The organism is Streptomyces sp. NPDC000410, from assembly GCF_040300305.1.
Classification (GTDB): Bacteria; Actinomycetota; Actinomycetes; order Streptomycetales; family Streptomycetaceae; genus Streptomyces.
In genome coordinates, this window is sequence record NZ_JBEPDM010000022.1 from 1 (window position 1) to 15,939 (window position 15,939).

At 70.1% G+C, this 15,939-nt stretch carries 16 protein-coding genes; 7 read left to right on the top strand and 9 right to left on the bottom strand.

The annotated features are described in order from the left end of the window. Positions 1 to 400: 400 nt before the first annotated feature. The gene (locus ABT342_RS21820; RefSeq protein WP_351576233.1) at positions 401 to 1,051 is read right to left on the bottom strand and encodes a DNA-3-methyladenine glycosylase; all 651 of its coding nucleotides are present in this window, start codon (positions 1,049 to 1,051) and stop codon (positions 401 to 403) included. Between the two features lie 102 nt (positions 1,052 to 1,153). Here ABT342_RS21820 and ABT342_RS21825 point away from each other — a divergent pair, with 102 nt between their 5' ends. The 3 genes from ABT342_RS21825 (at position 1,154) to ABT342_RS21835 (ending at position 3,230) form a co-directional block, all read left to right on the top strand. After that, the gene (locus ABT342_RS21825) at positions 1,154 to 1,936 is read left to right on the top strand and encodes a sporulation protein (RefSeq protein WP_351576236.1); all 783 of its coding nucleotides are present in this window, start codon (positions 1,154 to 1,156) and stop codon (positions 1,934 to 1,936) included. Between the two features lie 82 nt (positions 1,937 to 2,018). Then, positions 2,019 to 2,552 (top strand): YbhB/YbcL family Raf kinase inhibitor-like protein, encoded by a 534-nt coding sequence (locus ABT342_RS21830; protein WP_351576239.1) that lies wholly within the window; start codon positions 2,019 to 2,021, stop codon positions 2,550 to 2,552. A 171-nt stretch (positions 2,553 to 2,723) separates the two neighbouring features. Next, complete coding sequence (locus ABT342_RS21835) at positions 2,724 to 3,230, top strand: HNH endonuclease (RefSeq protein WP_351576242.1); 507 nt, start codon at positions 2,724 to 2,726, stop codon at positions 3,228 to 3,230. Between the two features lie 66 nt (positions 3,231 to 3,296). Here ABT342_RS21835 and ABT342_RS21840 read toward each other — a convergent pair whose 3' ends face one another. From ABT342_RS21840 to ABT342_RS21855, 4 genes are all read right to left on the bottom strand, one after another. Continuing rightward, on the bottom strand, positions 3,297 to 4,067 hold the full coding sequence (locus ABT342_RS21840; protein ID WP_351576245.1) for a sulfite exporter TauE/SafE family protein: 771 nt from the start codon (positions 4,065 to 4,067) through the stop codon (positions 3,297 to 3,299). 86 nt (positions 4,068 to 4,153) lie between these two features. Beyond that, entirely contained in the window at positions 4,154 to 5,098 is a 945-nt protein-coding gene (locus ABT342_RS21845) for an SPFH domain-containing protein (protein ID WP_351576248.1), read from the bottom strand. A gap of 129 nt (positions 5,099 to 5,227) precedes the next feature. After that, positions 5,228 to 5,656, bottom strand: a complete 429-nt coding sequence (locus ABT342_RS21850; RefSeq protein ID WP_351576251.1) for an NfeD family protein — start codon at positions 5,654 to 5,656, stop codon at positions 5,228 to 5,230. 76 nt (positions 5,657 to 5,732) lie between these two features. Next, complete coding sequence (locus ABT342_RS21855) at positions 5,733 to 6,524, bottom strand: ABC transporter ATP-binding protein (protein WP_351576254.1); 792 nt, start codon at positions 6,522 to 6,524, stop codon at positions 5,733 to 5,735. Between the two features lie 134 nt (positions 6,525 to 6,658). On the opposite strand from ABT342_RS21855, the gene ABT342_RS21860 reads away from it, so the two are divergent. Then, the gene (locus ABT342_RS21860; RefSeq protein ID WP_351576257.1) at positions 6,659 to 7,447 is read left to right on the top strand and encodes an Rv1486c family protein; all 789 of its coding nucleotides are present in this window, start codon (positions 6,659 to 6,661) and stop codon (positions 7,445 to 7,447) included. Positions 7,448 to 7,731: 284 nt separating this feature from the next. Here ABT342_RS21860 and ABT342_RS21865 read toward each other — a convergent pair whose 3' ends face one another. The 3 genes from ABT342_RS21865 to ABT342_RS21875 form a co-directional block, all read right to left on the bottom strand. Continuing rightward, a complete protein-coding gene (locus ABT342_RS21865; protein ID WP_351576260.1) occupies positions 7,732 to 7,974 on the bottom strand; it encodes a chaplin in 243 nt (80 codons plus the stop codon). Positions 7,975 to 8,146: 172 nt separating this feature from the next. Then, positions 8,147 to 8,791 (bottom strand): response regulator, encoded by a 645-nt coding sequence (locus ABT342_RS21870; RefSeq protein ID WP_351576263.1) that lies wholly within the window; start codon positions 8,789 to 8,791, stop codon positions 8,147 to 8,149. Next, on the bottom strand, positions 8,784 to 9,929 hold the full coding sequence (locus ABT342_RS21875) for a GAF domain-containing sensor histidine kinase (RefSeq protein ID WP_351576266.1): 1,146 nt from the start codon (positions 9,927 to 9,929) through the stop codon (positions 8,784 to 8,786). The genes ABT342_RS21870 and ABT342_RS21875 overlap by 8 nt, the downstream gene beginning before the upstream one ends. A gap of 190 nt (positions 9,930 to 10,119) precedes the next feature. On the opposite strand from ABT342_RS21875, the gene ABT342_RS21880 reads away from it, so the two are divergent. From ABT342_RS21880 to ABT342_RS21890, 3 genes are all read left to right on the top strand, one after another. Then, positions 10,120 to 10,815, top strand: coding sequence for an SDR family NAD(P)-dependent oxidoreductase (locus ABT342_RS21880; protein WP_351576269.1), 696 nt, complete (start codon positions 10,120 to 10,122; stop codon positions 10,813 to 10,815). Continuing rightward, on the top strand, positions 10,815 to 12,053 hold the full coding sequence (locus ABT342_RS21885; protein ID WP_351576272.1) for an S-adenosylmethionine:tRNA ribosyltransferase-isomerase: 1,239 nt from the start codon (positions 10,815 to 10,817) through the stop codon (positions 12,051 to 12,053). The genes ABT342_RS21880 and ABT342_RS21885 overlap by 1 nt, the downstream gene beginning before the upstream one ends. Before the next feature lie 277 nt (positions 12,054 to 12,330). Beyond that, positions 12,331 to 13,047 (top strand): transglycosylase SLT domain-containing protein, encoded by a 717-nt coding sequence (locus ABT342_RS21890; RefSeq protein ID WP_351576275.1) that lies wholly within the window; start codon positions 12,331 to 12,333, stop codon positions 13,045 to 13,047. Between the two features lie 98 nt (positions 13,048 to 13,145). Here ABT342_RS21890 and ABT342_RS21895 read toward each other — a convergent pair whose 3' ends face one another. Then, positions 13,146 to 15,746: an FHA domain-containing protein gene (locus ABT342_RS21895; RefSeq protein ID WP_351576278.1), complete on the bottom strand. Its 2,601-nt coding sequence runs from the start codon at positions 15,744 to 15,746 to the stop codon at positions 13,146 to 13,148. Between the last annotated feature and the right edge of the window lie 193 nt (positions 15,747 to 15,939).

The following is a 15,939-nucleotide window of genomic DNA, read 5'->3' on the forward strand; positions in this document are numbered from 1 at the left end:
GAGACGGGGTATCAACTAATCTGGCGTTGATTTTTGGCACGCTGTTGAGTTCTCAAGGAACGGACGCTTCCTTCGTACTCACCCGCAGAACATTCTCTGGGGCTTTCCTCCGGGCGCTTCCCTTCGGTGTTTCCAACCTTACCAGACTCTTTTCCGTTCCGTTTCCGGGTCGGATTTAGTTTCCGGTGGCCGTTGGAGGGCCTTTTGCCTTTCGGCGTGTTCACTACGTTAGCTGATTTCCCCGGCGGCTCATAATCGAGCCGATCGGATCTAATTTCGGCATGCCGAAATCGCACCCGGTATGGGTTCGTCGCAGGTAGTGGATGGCCGCTTCGGGGGCTGTAAACAGCAGTCCCTGTTCAAGCGGCTCGGGCTACGTTAGGCGTCTCGCTTCGCCGAGTCAAGTTGCCCTGCGGCGTGGCACATGAGGCCTATAGGGGCTCACCGTGGGGTCGTCCGCGATCCAATAGCGCCAGGGGTGGTCGGCGCCGTCGCCGCCGACGCCCGTCCGTGGACCGTTCCGTACCTGCTCAAGGGGCGGGGGGGTCCCCGTGAGGATGGTCAGAGGGGCGTCGGGGGTGTTCCTCTTGACGCAGACGTCCGCGCCGTCGAGGGTGCGGTCGATGTCGAGGGCCGTGGCCAGGCGGGCCGGGCCTTTGGCCAGTTCCTTGTCATTGCGGGCCGAGATTCGACGTTTACGGGCGAGCTCCGCGCCCACCCGGATCTCGCCGGCGCGGAGCAGCACACCGCTCGCCATGCCCTCCGGGCCGCACACCAGGTTGAGGCAGTGCCACATGCCGTAGGTGAAGTAGACGTACGCGTGTCCGGGCGGGCCGAACATCACCCCGTTACGCGCCGTGCGGCCCCGGTAGGCGTGGGAACCCGGGTCGGCCTCGCCGGCGTACGCCTCCACTTCGGTGAGGCGGAGCTCGATGGGGCCGTCGGCCGTGTGGCGTACCAGGGTGCGGCCGAGCAGGTCGGGGGCGACGTCGAGGACCGGGCGGTCGAAGAACTCCCGGGGCAGCGGCGTACGGTCGCGGCTCTCGATCATGGCGTACGAGCGTACTCGCCACCGGCGTGCTCGTCGCCGGATGGAACCGACTACGGTCGTCGCGCGTAGGTAGGGGTCAGAACCAAGAAGGAGGACTGGAGCATGGGGTTCAAGAAGCTGCTCGCGAGCCTGGGTGCCGGCGGTGCGTCGGTCGAGACGGAGCTGACCGAGGCGAACGTCGTTCCTGGTGGGGTCGTCCAGGGCGAGGTGCGGATCCAGGGCGGGTCGGTGGACCAGCAGATCGAGGGGCTGTCCGTCGGTCTGCAGGCGCGCGTCGAGGTCGAGGGCGGTGACCAGGAGGTCAAGCAGGACATCGAGTTCACCAAGCAGCGTCTCGGCGGCGCCTTCGAGGTGAAGGCCGGTGCCGTGCATGTGGTGCCGTTCGGGCTGGAGATCCCGTGGGAGACGCCGATCACGGCGATCGGCGGCCAGCAGCTGTACGGGATGAACATCGGTGTGACGACCGAGCTGGAGATCGCGCGGGCCGTGGACTCGGGCGACCTGGACCCGATCAGTGTGCATCCGCTTCCCGCGCAGCAGGCGATCCTCGATGCCTTCGTCCAGCTGGGCTTCCGCTTCAAGAGCGCGGACATGGAGCGTGGGCACATCCGTGGGACACGCCAGCGGCTCCCCTTCTACCAGGAGATCGAGTTCCTGCCGCCGCAGCAGTACCGGGGGCTGAACCAGGTCGAGCTCACCTTCATCGCCGACGGCCGCGAGATGGACGTCGTTCTGGAGATGGACAAGAAGCCGGGGCTGTTCAGTGAGGGCAGCGACTCGTACCGGTCCTTCCAGGTGGACCTGCACAACTTCGGGACGACCGACTACGCCGCCTACCTCAACCAGTGGCTCGCCGATGTCGGTGGCCGTCGTAACTGGCTCTAGGGTTCCAGGGCTCTAGGCTCGGTGACGCAAGCGTGTGTGCGTAGGCGCGTACACGCAGAGAAGCCGATTCGGAGGTTCAGACGTGACCGAGGCGAAGAGGGCTCCGCTGCCTCATGACTTCCATCCACCCGTTCCGTCGTTCACGGTGACGAGCGATGACCTCCAGCCCGGTGCGGTGCTGAAGAGCGCTCAGGTGAAATCGGGCGGCGACACCTCGCCTCAGCTGCGGTGGGAGGGGTACCCGGCGGAGACCAAGAGCTTCGCCGTGACCTGCTTCGACCCGGACGCACCGACCGGCAGCGGGTTCTGGCACTGGGTGCTGTTCGACATTCCGGCATCGGTCACGGAGCTGCCGGCGGGTGCGGGGGGTGGGAAGTTCGAGGGGCTGCCCGACGGCGCGGTGCATGTCCGCAACGACTACGGGTCGAAGGACTTCGGCGGGGCCGCCCCGCCGCCCGGCGACGGGCCGCACCGCTATGTCTTCACCGTGTACGCGGTGGACAGCGAGAAGCTGGGTCCCGGTGACGATGTGTCGCCGGCGGTCGTGGGCTTCCATCTGCGGTTCCACGCACTGGCGCGCGCCCAGCTCGTCGGGGAGTACGAGAACCGGGGCTAGCTTCGAGCGTTCGTCTTTTGTTTGCCCGCTCCTGGTCTTGGAGAGATCAGGAGCGGGCATCTTTCGTTGTGCGCGGATATTGCGTTGTCCATCGCGGCGTGCCCGGCCAGAGTTGATCCGAGCCCAGAGCCCGCCAACAGGGGCTGGGCCGGCACACGGGAGGTGGGCACAATGCGGGACACGCTGGTACTGAACGCGAGCTTCGAGCCGCTGTCGACGGTGACGCTCAACCGTGCGGTGGTGCTGGTGCTGCAGGACAAGGCCGTCGTCGAGCAGTCCCACCCCGGTCTTCGCGTGCGTGCCGCCGAGCTCGAGCTTCCGGTGCCGCGGGTGATCAGGCTCTGCAGATACGTACGGGTGCCGTTCCGAAGACAGGCGCCGTGGTCGAGGCGGGGTGTGCTGGTACGGGACCAGCACCGGTGCGCTTACTGCGGGAGGCGCGCGACGACCGTGGACCATGTGGTGCCGAAGTCGCGAGGTGGTGCGGACAGCTGGCTGAACACCGTCGCGTCCTGCGCGGAGGACAATCACCGCAAGGCGGACCGTACGCCGGAGCAGGCGGGGATGCCGCTGCTGCACAAACCGTTCGTGCCGTCGCCCGCGGAGGCGATGCTGCTGTCGCTGCGTGCCGGTGAGCGGTCGGCGCTGCCGGAGTGGCTGGCGCAGGCGGCGGCGTAACGGCTCCGCGTATCGGCTCGGCGCGTCGGGGAAGCCCGCCTCCGGAGGGAGGCGGGCTTTCGTGTGTCAGCGCAGCAGCAGCTGGACGATGGCGGTGACGCCGACCACGACGATCACCGCCCGCAGGACCGTCGGCGAGAGCTTGCGGCCGACCTTGGCGCCGATCTGGCCGCCGATGGCGGAGCCGACGGCGATCAGCAGCACCGCGGTCCAGTCGAAGTCGGCGACGAAGAGGAAGAAGAGGGCGGCGACGCCGTTGACGATCGCGGCGAGGATGTTCTTGACGGCGTTGAGCCGCTGCAGGGTGTCGTGGAGCAGCATGCCCATGAGGGAGAGGTAGATGATCCCCTGGGCCGCGGTGAAGTAGCCGCCGTAGACGCTGGCGAGCATGAGGCCGGTGAAGAGGAGCGGTCCGCCGTCGGGGTGGGTGTCGGTGGAGCCGTTCCGTTCCCTGCGGGCCTGGACCGCCTTGGAGATGCGGGGCTGGAGGATCACCAGGACCAGGGCGAGCGCGACCAGGACCGGGACGATGGTCTCGAAGGCGGTGGAGGGCAGCAGGAGCAGCAGCATCGCGCCGGCCAGGCCGCCGATGAGGGCGGCGAGGCCGAGGCGCAGGACGCGGGTGCGCTGGCCGGTGAGTTCGGCGCGGTAGCCGATGGCTCCGCTGATCGATCCCGGTATCAGGCCAAGGGCGTTGGAGACGGTCGCGGTGACCGGGGGGAGGCCGGTGGCCAGCAGGACGGGAAAGGTGATGAGCGTACCCGATCCGACGATGGTGTTGATGGTGCCGGCCGCCGTACCGGCGGCGAAGACCGCGAGAGCTTCCCAGATGGACAAAGCCATCTCCTCACATGATCAGTGTGTCGCCTCCCCGCCATGAAGGTCGAGGGGCCTCACTGATCATGCACGACTGCGTGTATGTGTCAGTCGATGGGGGGCTGCTCGCGGCGCTCGGTGCCGCCGCTCTGCTGGTTGTTGTTGCTGTTGCCGAGCGGGCCGCCGAAGCTGCCGATGGCTCCGGAGAGTCCCTTGAGCGCGTCGCCGATCTCGCTGGGCACGATCCAGAGCTTGTTGGCGTCCCCCTCGGCGATCTTCGGGAGCATCTGGAGGTACTGGTACGAGAGGAGCTTCTGGTCGGGGTCGCCTGCGTGGATGGCCTCGAAGACCGTACGGACGGCCTGGGCCTCGCCCTCGGCGCGCAGGGCGGCGGCCTTGGCCTCGCCCTCGGCCCGCAGGATCGCGGACTGCTTCTCGCCCTCGGCCGTGAGGATCTGCGACTGGCGGATACCTTCGGCGGTGAGGATCGCGGCGCGCTTGTCGCGGTCGGCGCGCATCTGCTTCTCCATCGAGTCCTGGATGGAGGTGGGGGGCTCGATGGCCTTGAGCTCGACACGGTTGACGCGGATGCCCCACTTGCCGGTGGCCTCGTCGAGGACGCCGCGCAGGGCCGCGTTGATCTCCTCGCGGGAGGTGAGGGTCCGCTCCAGGTCCATGCCGCCGATGATGTTGCGCAGGGTGGTGACGGTGAGCTGCTCGATCGCCTGGATGTAGCTGGCGACCTCGTACGTCGCGGCGCGGGCGTCGGTGACCTGGTAGTAGATGACCGTGTCGATGTTGACGACGAGGTTGTCCTGGGTGATCACCGGCTGGGGCGGGAACGGCACGACCTGCTCGCGGAGGTCGATGCGGTTGCGGATCGAGTCGATGAACGGCACCACGATGTTCAGGCCCGCGTTGAGGGTGCGGGTGTAGCGGCCGAAGCGTTCGACGATGGCGGCGCTGGCCTGTGGGATGACCTGGATCGTCTTGATCAGGGCGATGAAGACAAGCACCACCAGAATGATCAGGACGATGATGATCGATGGCATCGTGCTCCCCGTGCCCTTCGCTGCCGGATGGATCTGATGATCCCGATGAATCTGATGAATCTGATGATCGAGTTTCGCAGACCGCGGGCGGCCGTGGGACCGGTTCGGTCACATGACCATGACGAGACGTCACATCACGACGGCGGTCGCTCCGTCGATCTCGACGACGTCGACCTGCTGGCCGGGTTCGAATGTCTGGTCGGCGTCGAGTGCGCGGGCCGACCAGATCTCGCCCGCGAGCTTGATACGGCCGCCGCTGCCGTCGACCCTTTCCAGGACGGTGGCTTGACGGCCTCTCAGGGCGTCGACGCCGGTGGCCAGTCCTGGGCGTTGTGAGCTGTGGCGGGCCGCGATGGGGCGGACGACCGCGATGAGGGCGACGGAGACGGCCGCGAAGACCACGACTTGGGTCACGATGCCGAAGCCGAGGGCCGCGGTGACGGCACCGGCGACCGCTCCTGCGGAGAGCATGCCGAATTCGGGCATCGCGGTCAGGACGAGCGGGATGCCGAGTCCCACCGCTGCGATCAGCCACCACACCCATGCGTCGATGTCCACATGGGCATGGTAGGGCGGTGGCCGCTGCCCGGACAGGGTGCGTGATCGGGGGCTGCCGGTATCCCGGTGTGTGGTGTCAGGAGAGCGGGAGTCCCTGGGCCGTCCAGCGTTCGCCGTTGCGCTCGACGACGAGCGGCAGGCCGAAGCAGAGCGAGAGGTTGCGGGAGGTCAGCTCGGTCTCCATGGGGCCCGCCGCGAGCACCTTGCCCTGGCGGATCATGAGGACGTGGGTGAAGCCGGGTGCGATCTCCTCGACATGGTGGGTGACCATGATCATGGAGGGGGCGTACGGGTCGCGGGCGAGCCGGCCGAGGCGGCGGACCAGGTCCTCGCGGCCGCCGAGGTCGAGGCCCGCGGCGGGCTCGTCGAGGAGCAGCAGCTCGGGGTCGGTCATCATCGCGCGGGCGATGAGGGTGCGCTTGCGCTCGCCCTCGGAGAGCGTGCCGAACTTGCGGTCCAGGTAGTCGGACATGCCGAGGCGGTCGAGGAAGGCGCGGGCGCGCTCCTCGTCGACGGCGTCGTAGTCCTCGTGCCAGGTGGCGGTCATGCCGTACGCGGCGGTGAGGACGGTCTGCAGGACGGTCTGGCGCTTGGGCAGCTTCTCGGCCATGGCGATGCCGGCCATGCCGATACGGGGGCGGAGGTCGAAGACGTCGACCTTGCCGAGGGGGTCACCGAGGACGCGGGCGGTGCCGGTGGTGGGGAAGAGGTAGCTGGAGGCGATGTTGAGGAGGGTGGTCTTGCCCGCGCCGTTGGGACCGAGGATCACCCAGCGCTCACCCTCCTTGACCGACCAGGAGACGTCGTCCACCAGAGCGCGTCCGTCGCGGACCACGGATACGTCCACCAGCTCCAGTACATCGCTCATGAGCGCGTTGTCTCCCCATGCAATCGTCGAGAGGGTCCCCGGGGCCGTGTGCGCCTGTGGGCGCGGCTCCCAGGGAAAACCTACGCCACAGGTGATGTGTGCCGGTCCCCCGGTCCGGTACCTAGGCTTAGTCCATGCTCTCGGAACCACGCTCAGGACGGCTGGCCGCATGGGGAAATGCCCTGTTGGCCGGGTTTGTATCACCGGATGACGCGGCGCTCGCGATTGTCGGGGACGACGCGGTGCATCGTGTGGAGGGACTGCCGGGCGAGGCGGCCCCGGTCGGGCTCACGCTCGCGCTGGGGCGGCTGCGCGGACTCGGGGTGACCGGCTTCCGGGTCGCGCTGCCCGCGGCGGGGCATCCGCTGGGGCTCAGCGGGCCGGCGGACTTCAACGCGCGGGCGCTGGAGGCGGAGGAGGCGGTGGTCGGCCACGGCGCGGCGTACGGGCTGGTTCCGGAGGTGTACGAGGCCGGGCCGTCCGGTGATGTCCATGTGGAGGTCGTCTGGCACTGTCTGCCGGTGCGGGAGGCCCCGCCCGCCGACGTGCCCTCGCTCGGGGAGGCGGAGCGGGAGCTGGCGGAGGCCCTGCGGGAGGCGACTCTCGTGCTGTCGAAGCTCGATGTGGCGGGGTCGGGCCCGGTCGCGGAGGCCGCGGCGGACGCGTACCGGGCTCGGGCCCATGCGGGGCGGGAGGTGCTCGCGCCCGGATATCCGCCGCGGGCGGTGCGGGTCCTGGAGCTGGCGCAGCGGGTCGGGCTGCTGATCTCGCTGGCGTACGAGAGCGGGCACGGCGGTGCGGTGAGCGCGTCGGAAATCGCGGCGAGGGGGGCCGCGCTCCGGCCGGTCGAGCGAGTGGCCCGGCGGGCACAGGTAGCCGCGTACAACGCGTACGTGGAGGATCTGGAGCGAAGGCGACCGTAAAGCGGGGCACCCGAACCCCGCCCGCCGGACGGAGTCCGGCACAGCGCCCCGAAGCCCGCAAGGCGCCCCGGCGCCGCGCGGTGCAAGGGACGTGTCAAAAAGAGGCTCGCGGCAACGGGGGCCGCGCTCCGGCCGGTGGAGCGGGTGGCCCGGCGCGCGCAGGTGGCGGCGTACAACGCGTACGTCGAGGAGCTGGACAGGGAGCGCTGACGGCGGTGCTGGAACGGCGACCGGCCCCCAGGCGTGCGCCTGGGGGCCGGTGGTCACTGCTGGGGGCGGCTCGGTCAGCCGTTGGTGCTCAGGTTGCCGAAGGCGGGGTTGAGGACACCGATGACGTTGACGCTGTTGCCCGTGGCGTTGACCGGGACGTGGACCGGGGCCTGAACCAGGTTGCCGGAGACGACGCCCGGGGACCCGACGGCGTGACCGTCCGCGTGGGCGTTGGTGGCGGAGGCGACGCCGGCACCGGCTGCGACGAGACCACCGGCGACCATGGTGACGGCAACGGCCTTCTTCAGGTTCTTCACTTTCAGGCTCCTCCTAGGCATCGCTGCGGCGGATCGCCGCAGCTCGCCATGGAGAACGGTCGCGAGTCGATCGGGATACGCCGTGTGGGCGACATACACACGACGGTATGAATCTCAGACCGGAAGGAGACGGTCCGGAACGGTGTCCCGATGACCTGCCGAAACGTTCCGATCAGCCAGCGAGTCCGTGCCGCACGGCCCACAGCGCCGCTTGCGTGCGGTCCGCCAGATCGAGCTTCATCAGAATGTTCGACACGTGGGTCTTGACCGTCTTCTCGGAGAGGACGAGGGCCCGGGCGATCTCCCGGTTGGACCGCCCGTCGGCGATGAGCCCGAGCACCTCGCGCTCCCGGTCGGTCAGCGAAGTGCCCCTTCCCTGCCCGGTGTTGGGGTCGTCCTGGGCGAGCAGCGCGCCCGCCACCTCGGGCTGGAGCAGCACGTGGCCCGCGTGCACGGAACGGATCGCTCCGGCCAGCGCGTCCGGGTCCACATCCTTGTAGACGTAACCCGAGGCGCCCGCGCGCAGGGCGGGGATCACGGTGCGCTGCTCGGTGAAGCTGGTGACGATCAGTACTTTGGCGGGGTTGGCGAGTTCGCGGAGTTTGCGCAGCGCCTCGATGCCGTCGGTGCCGGGCATCTTCACGTCCATCAGGACCACGTCCGGCTTCAGCTCCTCGGCACGGGCGACCCCCTCGGCGCCGTCCGCGGCCTCCCCCACGACCTCGATGTCGTCCTGGACCTCGAGGAAGGTGCGCAGGCCGCGGCGGACGACCTGATGGTCGTCGACCAGCAGCACTCGGATTGCCTTCTCAGCCACCGGGGACCTCCATCTCGATCGTGGTGCCCTTGCCGGGCGCCGATTCCACCGTGAGTGTGCCGCCGACGCCGCCCGCGCGGTCACGCATCGAGACCAGGCCCAGGTGGCGGCCGGCCCTGCGGACCGCGCTGGGTTCGAAGCCCTTGCCGTCGTCCGTGACGCTGAGGACCGCGCCCTGGCCGCGGCGCGCCAGGCTGACGGCGACCAGGTCCGCTCCGGAGTGCCGCAGCGCGTTGTGCAGGGCCTCCTGGGCGACCCTCAGCAGGGCCTCTTCCTGGGCGGCCGGGAGCGCGCGCACCCCGCAGGTGTCGAAGGTGACCCGCGCGGTGTGGGCCCGGTCGAGCACCTGTATCTGCGTACGGAGCGTATTGACCAGGCCGTCCTCGTCGAGGGCCGCCGGGCGCAGCTCGACCACCGCGGCCCGCAGCTCGTCCGCGGCCTCGGCGGCCAGGATCGCGATCTGCTGCAGCTCGCCCTTGGCCCGCGCCGGGTCGCGGTCGACGAGGGCCGCCGCGGCCTGGGCGGTCAGCCGGAGCGAGAACAGTTTCTGGCTGACGGCGTCGTGGAGCTCATGGGCGAGGCGTGAGCGCTCCTCGGTGATGGTGAGCTCGCGGCTGCGCTCGTACAGCCGGGCGTTGGTGAGGGCTATCGCGGCGTGCTGGGCGAGGATCGACAGCAGCTCCTCGTCCTCCTGTGTGAAGCCGCAGCCGCCGTCCACGCGGGGGCACCGCTTGTTGGCGAGGAAGAGCGCGCCGATCGTCTCGTCGCCGTCCTTGATCGGCAGGCCCAGGAAATCGGACATGTCGGGGTGGGCGGAGGGCCAGCCCTCGAAGCGAGGGTCCTTCCGTACGTCCGCGAGCCGCTCGGTCCGCGCGTCCCGGAGCATCGCGGCGAGGATGCCGTGCTGGCGCGGGAGGGGGCCGATGGCCCGCCACTGCTCGTCGCTGACGCCGTCGACGACGAACTGGGCGAAGCCGCCGTGGTCGTCGGGCACGCCCAGCGCCGCGTACTCCGCGTCGAGCAGCTCGCGGGCCGAGGCGACGATCGTCTTGAGGACGTCGCGGACCTCGAGATGCCGGCTCATGGCGAGCAGCGCGGTGCTCACGGCGGCCAGGCCGGAGCTCGGTCGATGACTCATGAGATCACCGTACCGGCGGGGTGTGACCGTGCGTATCGGCCTGTGGACGCCGACTGCCCGGGACCTCGGGCGTAGGTCGAAGTGACCGGCCTGGTACGGGCCCGGGGACGAGGTGGCCGGGCGGGCACCGGTTCCACTCTGGGTGCATTCGGAGGCAACGGGCTTCCGAGCAGCAGAGGGGATGGATGTCATGCCTGTCGCCATCATCACGGGGGCCTCCAAGGGCCTCGGCCGTGCGCTCGGCGAGGCGCTCGCGCGGCGCGGCTGGGATCTGGTGCTGGACGCGAGGACGGCGTCCGTGCTGGAGGAGACCGCACGCGGGCTGCGGGAGCACGGGACGCGGGTGACGGCGGTGCCCGGGGATGTCACGGACGCCGCGCACCGTACGGATCTGGTGGCGGCGGCCCGCCGCCTGGGTTCGCTGGATCTGCTGGTGAGCAATGCGAGCGCGCTGGGCGCGGAGCCGCTGGTGCGGCTGGCGGAGCAGCCGCTGGAGGGGCTGCGGGCGGCGCTGGAGACCAATGTCGTGGCGGCGCTGGGGCTGGTACAGGAGGCGCTTCCGCTGTTGCGGGCCGGGGCGGCGGGCGCGGTGATCGCGGTCTCGTCGGACGCGGCGGCCGAGGCGTACGAGACCTGGGGCGGTTACGGGGCCTCGAAGGCCGCGCTCGACCACCTCGCGACGGTCCTGGCGGAGGAGGAGCCGGGGCTGCGTGTCTGGGCGGTCGACCCGGGCGACATGGGGACGGACCTGTACGCGGCGGCCGTCCCGGACGACGACGAGCCGAGGCCGGCTCCGGAGTCGGTGGTTCCGGGCTTCCTGCGGCTGCTGGACGAGCGTCCGGCGAGCGGGCGGTACACGGCGGCCGCGCCGGCGGGGGTGCGGTGATGGCCGGACCGGGCGTGCTGGGGGCGCTGCGGGTGCCCGACGGGCTGTCCGCGCGGGTGCCGGCGGAGGAGCGCGGGGGCGGGCGGGACGACGTACGGCTGATGGTGTCGCGCGGGGCGGAGGTGTCGCACCACGCGTTCCGGGAGCTGCCGGGGCTGCTGCGGGCCGGTGACGTACTGGTGGTGAACACGTCGGCGACGCTGCCGGCCGCCGTGAACGGGCGGCTCGCCGGGGAGCGGCTCGTCGTGCACTTCTCCACCCGGGGGGACGACGGGCGGTGGGCGGTGGAGCTGCGGACGCCGGACGGGGCGGGGAGTACACGGCCCCGGGCGGGCGGGCCGGCGGGGGCGCGGATACGGCTGCCCGGGGGCGGGGCGCTCGTCCTGGAGGAGCCTGTGGTGCCGGGCGGGGCCCGGCTGTGGTGGGCCGCCGCGTCCGTGGACGTACCCGAGCTGATGCGGCGCCGCGGCAGGCCCATCCGGTACCGCTACACCGAGCGGGACCAGCCGCTGGCCGCGTACCAGACGGTGTTCGCGCTGGCGGCGCCCGACGGGGCGGGGTCGGCGGAGATGCCGAGCGCGGCGCGGCCGTTCACGGCGGAGCTGGTGGCGGAGCTGGTGCGCCGGGGAGTGCAGTTCGCGCCGGTCACGCTGCATACCGGGGTGGCGTCGGCGGAGGTTCACGAGCCGCCGTATCCGGAGCGCTTCGAGGTGTCCGCGGCGACGGCGTGGCTGGTGAACGCGGCGCGCGCGGGCGGTGGCAGGGTGCTCGCGGTCGGGACGACGGCGGTGCGGGCGCTGGAGTCCGCCGCCGGGCCCGACAGGGTGGTGCGGGCGGCCGGGGGGTGGACGGATCTCGTCGTCACGCCCGCGCGGGGGGTAGGGCCTGTCTCCCGGGTCGGGCCGGATCAGCGAGCGGGGTCTGGTGCGTGCAGCTGCAAGGCGGAGGAGGGAGACATGGCGGAGCCATGCCGACCGACGACAACGCAGCAGATGCGTGTGCCAGGGCACGCGAGCCCGGCCCGATCCGGAAGACAGGCCCTGAGGGTGGTGGACGGTCTGCTGACCGGTCTGCACGAGCCGGAGGCCTCGCATCTGCTGATGCTGGAGGCGCTCGCCGGGCGCGAGGCGCTGGGCCGGGGTTATGCCGAGGCGGTACGGCGTCTCTACCTCTGGCACGAGTTCGGGGACGTGCACCTCATCCTGCCGGACGAGGCCAGTCACACATTGCGTTGCTGACGCAACCCTAGGTGAGACCACCGGGCGCCCGATGTGAGCCCGCGCATAGGACCTACGTCACTTACGAAGCGTGCTAGTGGATACATAAAGGACACGTGAGCGGCACAGAGCGACTGACTTGTCCGTTTTTGCGGCTCCCCGTTCCACTATCCCGGATCGTACGTCACACCTTTGCCACAGGATTTTGCGACCGCTAAGAATTGCGTCCGTCGCCGCCGAGCAGGCGCTGCGCCTCCCGGCCTCCGCGACTCCCGCTATTCGAAGAGGTACGTCTCGCATGTCCGCGTCCCGAACCCCCGGCACCCGCCGTATGTCCAAGACCAACAAGTTCTCGATCGCTGGTGTGGCCGCCGTCGGCGCCACCGCCCTCGCGTTCTCGCTCGTCCCGGGCAACGCCTCCGCCGGCACCGGGACGCAGGCCGTCACCGCCGCCCCCGTCGCCTGGTCCACCGGCGTCGACACGGCCAAGGCCGCCGCCCTCCAGGCGAGCATCGCCAACCAGTCGTCCTTCGTCGACCAGCAGGCCAGGACCGCCGCTGCCGCCAAGGCGAAGGCCGCCGCTGTCGCGAAGGCCAAGGCCGACGCCGCTGCCGCCGCCAAGGCCGAGGCCGCCGCGAAGAAGCGCGCCGCCGAGCAGAAGGCGAGCCGCGCCGCCGCCCGTAAGCCCGTCTACGCGAACAACCTGGACGGCTGGATCCGCGAGGCCCTGGACATCATGAAGAAGCACAACATCCCGGGCACCTACCAGGGCATCCACAAGAACATCATGCGCGAGTCCTCCGGTAACCCGCGTGCGATCAACAACTGGGACATCAACGCCATCAACGGCATCCCGTCGAAGGGCCTGCTCCAGGTCATCAAGCCGACCTTCGACGCGTACCACATCCCCGGCACCTCCTGGGACCAGTACGACCCGGTCGCCAACATCGTCGCCGCCTGCAACTACGCGGCCGACCGCTACGGCTCCATGGACAACGTGAACAGCGCCTACTGACGGGACGCTGTCCACGACGCCGAAGGGCGGCACCCCGTGCGGGGTGCCGCCCTTCGGCGTCGTACAGACGTGACGTACAGCCGTGCCGTACCGGCCGACTACTTGCGCATGACCTCGGGCTCGTGGCGGCGCAGCAGGCGCGCCACGATGACACCGCAGATCACGCCGAGGCCGATCAGCACGCCCATGTCGATGAACCACTGGCTGAGCTCGTGGTCCCACAGCGGGTCGGTGTCGGTCGGGTCGTCCCGGTTCGGGAAGAGGATGTTCAGCGAGGCCGTGGTGCCGGCCGCGGCGACCGCCCAGCGGGACGGCATCAGCCAGGACAGCTGGTCGACACCGGCGGAGCCGTGCAGCGTGAAGAGGCAGCCGGTGAAGACGACCTGGACGATCGCGAACATCACCAGCAGCGGCATGGTCTTCTCGGCGGTCTTCACCAGCGCGGAGATGATCAGGCCGAACATCATCGAGGTGAAGCCGAGCGCCATGATCGGCAGGGTGAGCTCGATCCGGGTGGAGTCGCCGAGGAGCAGACCCTCCTCGGGAGCCTTGTTGAAGCCGAAGCCGATGCCGCCGATGATCGCGCCCTGCAGGACCGTGACCAGACCGAGGACGATCACCTTGGACATCAGATACGCCGAACGGGACAGGCCGGTCGCCCGCTCCCGTTCGTAGATGACCCGTTCCTTGATCAGTTCTCGTACGGAGTTGGCCGCTCCGGCGAAGCAGGCACCCACTGCGGTGATCAGCAGCACGGTGGCGCCGTCGCCGTTGGTGCGCGCGGCGGTCGGGCCGAAGCCGAGGCCGTGCGGGGCCGGGATCAGGGTGGCGACCGTACCGAGCACCGCGGGGAGCAGGACGGTCAGCGCCATGAAGCCCTTGTCCGACGCGATGACCGCGAGGTAACGGCGGATCAGCGTGAGCAGCTGCGAGCCCCAGCCCTGCGGCTTCGGCGGCCGCATCTGCTGCGCGGGCGGCATGTGGACGGACTGCGGGGCGACGGCGTCGAGGTCCGCGGCGTACATCTGGTAGTGCTGCGAGCCCTTCCAGCGGCCCGCCCAGTCGTAGTCGCGGTAGTTCTCGAAGGCGGAGAAGACGTCGGCCCAGGTCTCGTAGCCGAAGAAGTTGAGCGCCTCCTCCGGCGGGCCGAAGTACGCCACCGAGCCGCCGGGCGCCATGACCAGCAGCTTGTCGCAGAGGGCCAGCTCGGCGACGGAGTGGGTGACCACCAGGACCGTGCGGCCGTCGTCGGCGAGGCCGCGCAGCAGCTGCATGACGTCGCGGTCCATGCCCGGGTCGAGACCCGAGGTCGGCTCGTCCAGGAAGATCAGCGACGGCTTGGTGAGCAGCTCCAGGGCCACGGACACGCGCTTGCGCTGACCACCCGAGAGCGAGGTGATCTTCTTGTCCTTGTGGATGTCGAGCTTCAGCTCGCGCAGCACCTCGTCGATACGGGCCGCACGCTCGGCCTCGGCGGTGTCGCCGGGGAAGCGGAGCTTGGCCGCGTACTTCAGGGCCGTGCGGACGGTCAGCTCCTTGTGCAGGATGTCGTCCTGCGGGACCAGACCGATGCGCTGGCGCAGCTCGGCGAACTGCTTGTACAGGTTCCGGTTGTCGTAGAGGACGTCACCCTGGTTGGCCGGGCGGTAGCCCGTGAGCGCCTTGAGCAGGGTCGACTTTCCGGAGCCGGACGGGCCGATGACCGCGACGAGCGACTTCTCCGGGACGCCGAAGGAGACGTCCTTGAGGATCTGCTTGCCGCCGTCGACCGTCACCGTGAGGTGGCGGGCGGAGAAGGAGACCTCACCGGTGTCGACGAACTCCTCGAGGCGGTCACCGACGAGCCGGAAGGTCGAGTGACCGACACCGACGATGTCGTTCGGGCCGAGGAGCGCGGAGCCGGACTTGGCGAGCGGCTGGCCGTTGACGTACGTGCCGTTGTGGGAGCCGAGGTCGCGGATCTCGAAGCGGCCGTCGGGGGTGACGTGGAACTCGGCGTGGTGGCGCGAGACCTGGAGGTCGGAGACGACCAGCTCGTTCTCCAGCGCACGGCCGATCCGCATCACGCGGCCGAGGGCGAACTGGTGGAACGTGGTCGGGCTGCGGTCGCCGTGGACCGGCGGGGCACCCGCGGGGCCGCCGCCCCCGCCCGGGGCCTGCTGGTGCGGGATGTGCGCGGCCGGCGCCTGGTGCGCCGGGGCCTGCTGCTGCCACTGCTGCTGCGGGACCTGGGCCTGCGGCACCTGGGCGGCGGCCTGGTGGGCCTGCGGGGCCTGCTGCTGCCACTGCTGCTGCGGCGGCGGCTGCTGGGCCGGGGCCTGCGGGGCCTGGGCGGCGGCCTGGTGGGCCTGCGGGGCGTGCTGCGCCGCCTGCTGCGCGGCGGCCTGGGCGCTGTACGCGCCGGCCGCGGCGCCGGACAGGTTCAGTCTCGGACCGTCGGTCGCGTTGCCGAGGTGCACGGCGGATCCCGGGCCGATCTCCATCTGATGGATGCGCTGGCCCTGCACATAGGTGCCGTTGGTGCTGCCGTGGTCTTCGATGACCCAACTCCGGCCGCCCCAGCTGATCGTGGCGTGCCGCCACGAGACCCTGGCGTCGTCGATCACCAGGTCACCCTGCGGATCGCGGCCGAGGGTGTACGACCTGGACGCATCGAGAGTCCAGGTCCTTCCATTCAATTCCAGTACGAGTTCCGGCACTCCATGCCCCACTAGTTGTCCCCCGAGTTACCCCCGTCGCAGGGAGTCTAGGGATGGTGAACATCGTGGGGAACTATTTCAGGCCCGGTCCCGCATCCGAAAGTCGGGCCTTGTGAAGAGGGCGTTCAGGCTTGCCCCGGTGCGCCGTTGACGGCGGAGAAACACGCCCGGAGAGTGGTATGCGCGCATGAGT

Coding starts and splice junctions, on each gene's coding strand:
- ABT342_RS21820 (WP_351576233.1), bottom strand. CDS start 1,051: ATGATCGAGAGCCGCGACCGTACGCCGCTGCCCCGGGAGTTCTTCGAC.
- ABT342_RS21825 (WP_351576236.1), top strand. CDS start 1,154: ATGGGGTTCAAGAAGCTGCTCGCGAGCCTGGGTGCCGGCGGTGCGTCG.
- ABT342_RS21835 (WP_351576242.1), top strand. CDS start 2,724: ATGCGGGACACGCTGGTACTGAACGCGAGCTTCGAGCCGCTGTCGACG.
- ABT342_RS21845 (WP_351576248.1), bottom strand. CDS start 5,098: ATGCCATCGATCATCATCGTCCTGATCATTCTGGTGGTGCTTGTCTTC.
- ABT342_RS21855 (WP_351576254.1), bottom strand. CDS start 6,524: ATGAGCGATGTACTGGAGCTGGTGGACGTATCCGTGGTCCGCGACGGA.
- ABT342_RS21860 (WP_351576257.1), top strand. CDS start 6,659: ATGCTCTCGGAACCACGCTCAGGACGGCTGGCCGCATGGGGAAATGCC.
- ABT342_RS21875 (WP_351576266.1), bottom strand. CDS start 9,929: ATGAGTCATCGACCGAGCTCCGGCCTGGCCGCCGTGAGCACCGCGCTG.
- ABT342_RS21880 (WP_351576269.1), top strand. CDS start 10,120: ATGCCTGTCGCCATCATCACGGGGGCCTCCAAGGGCCTCGGCCGTGCG.
- ABT342_RS21885 (WP_351576272.1), top strand. CDS start 10,815: ATGGCCGGACCGGGCGTGCTGGGGGCGCTGCGGGTGCCCGACGGGCTG.
- ABT342_RS21890 (WP_351576275.1), top strand. CDS start 12,331: ATGTCCGCGTCCCGAACCCCCGGCACCCGCCGTATGTCCAAGACCAAC.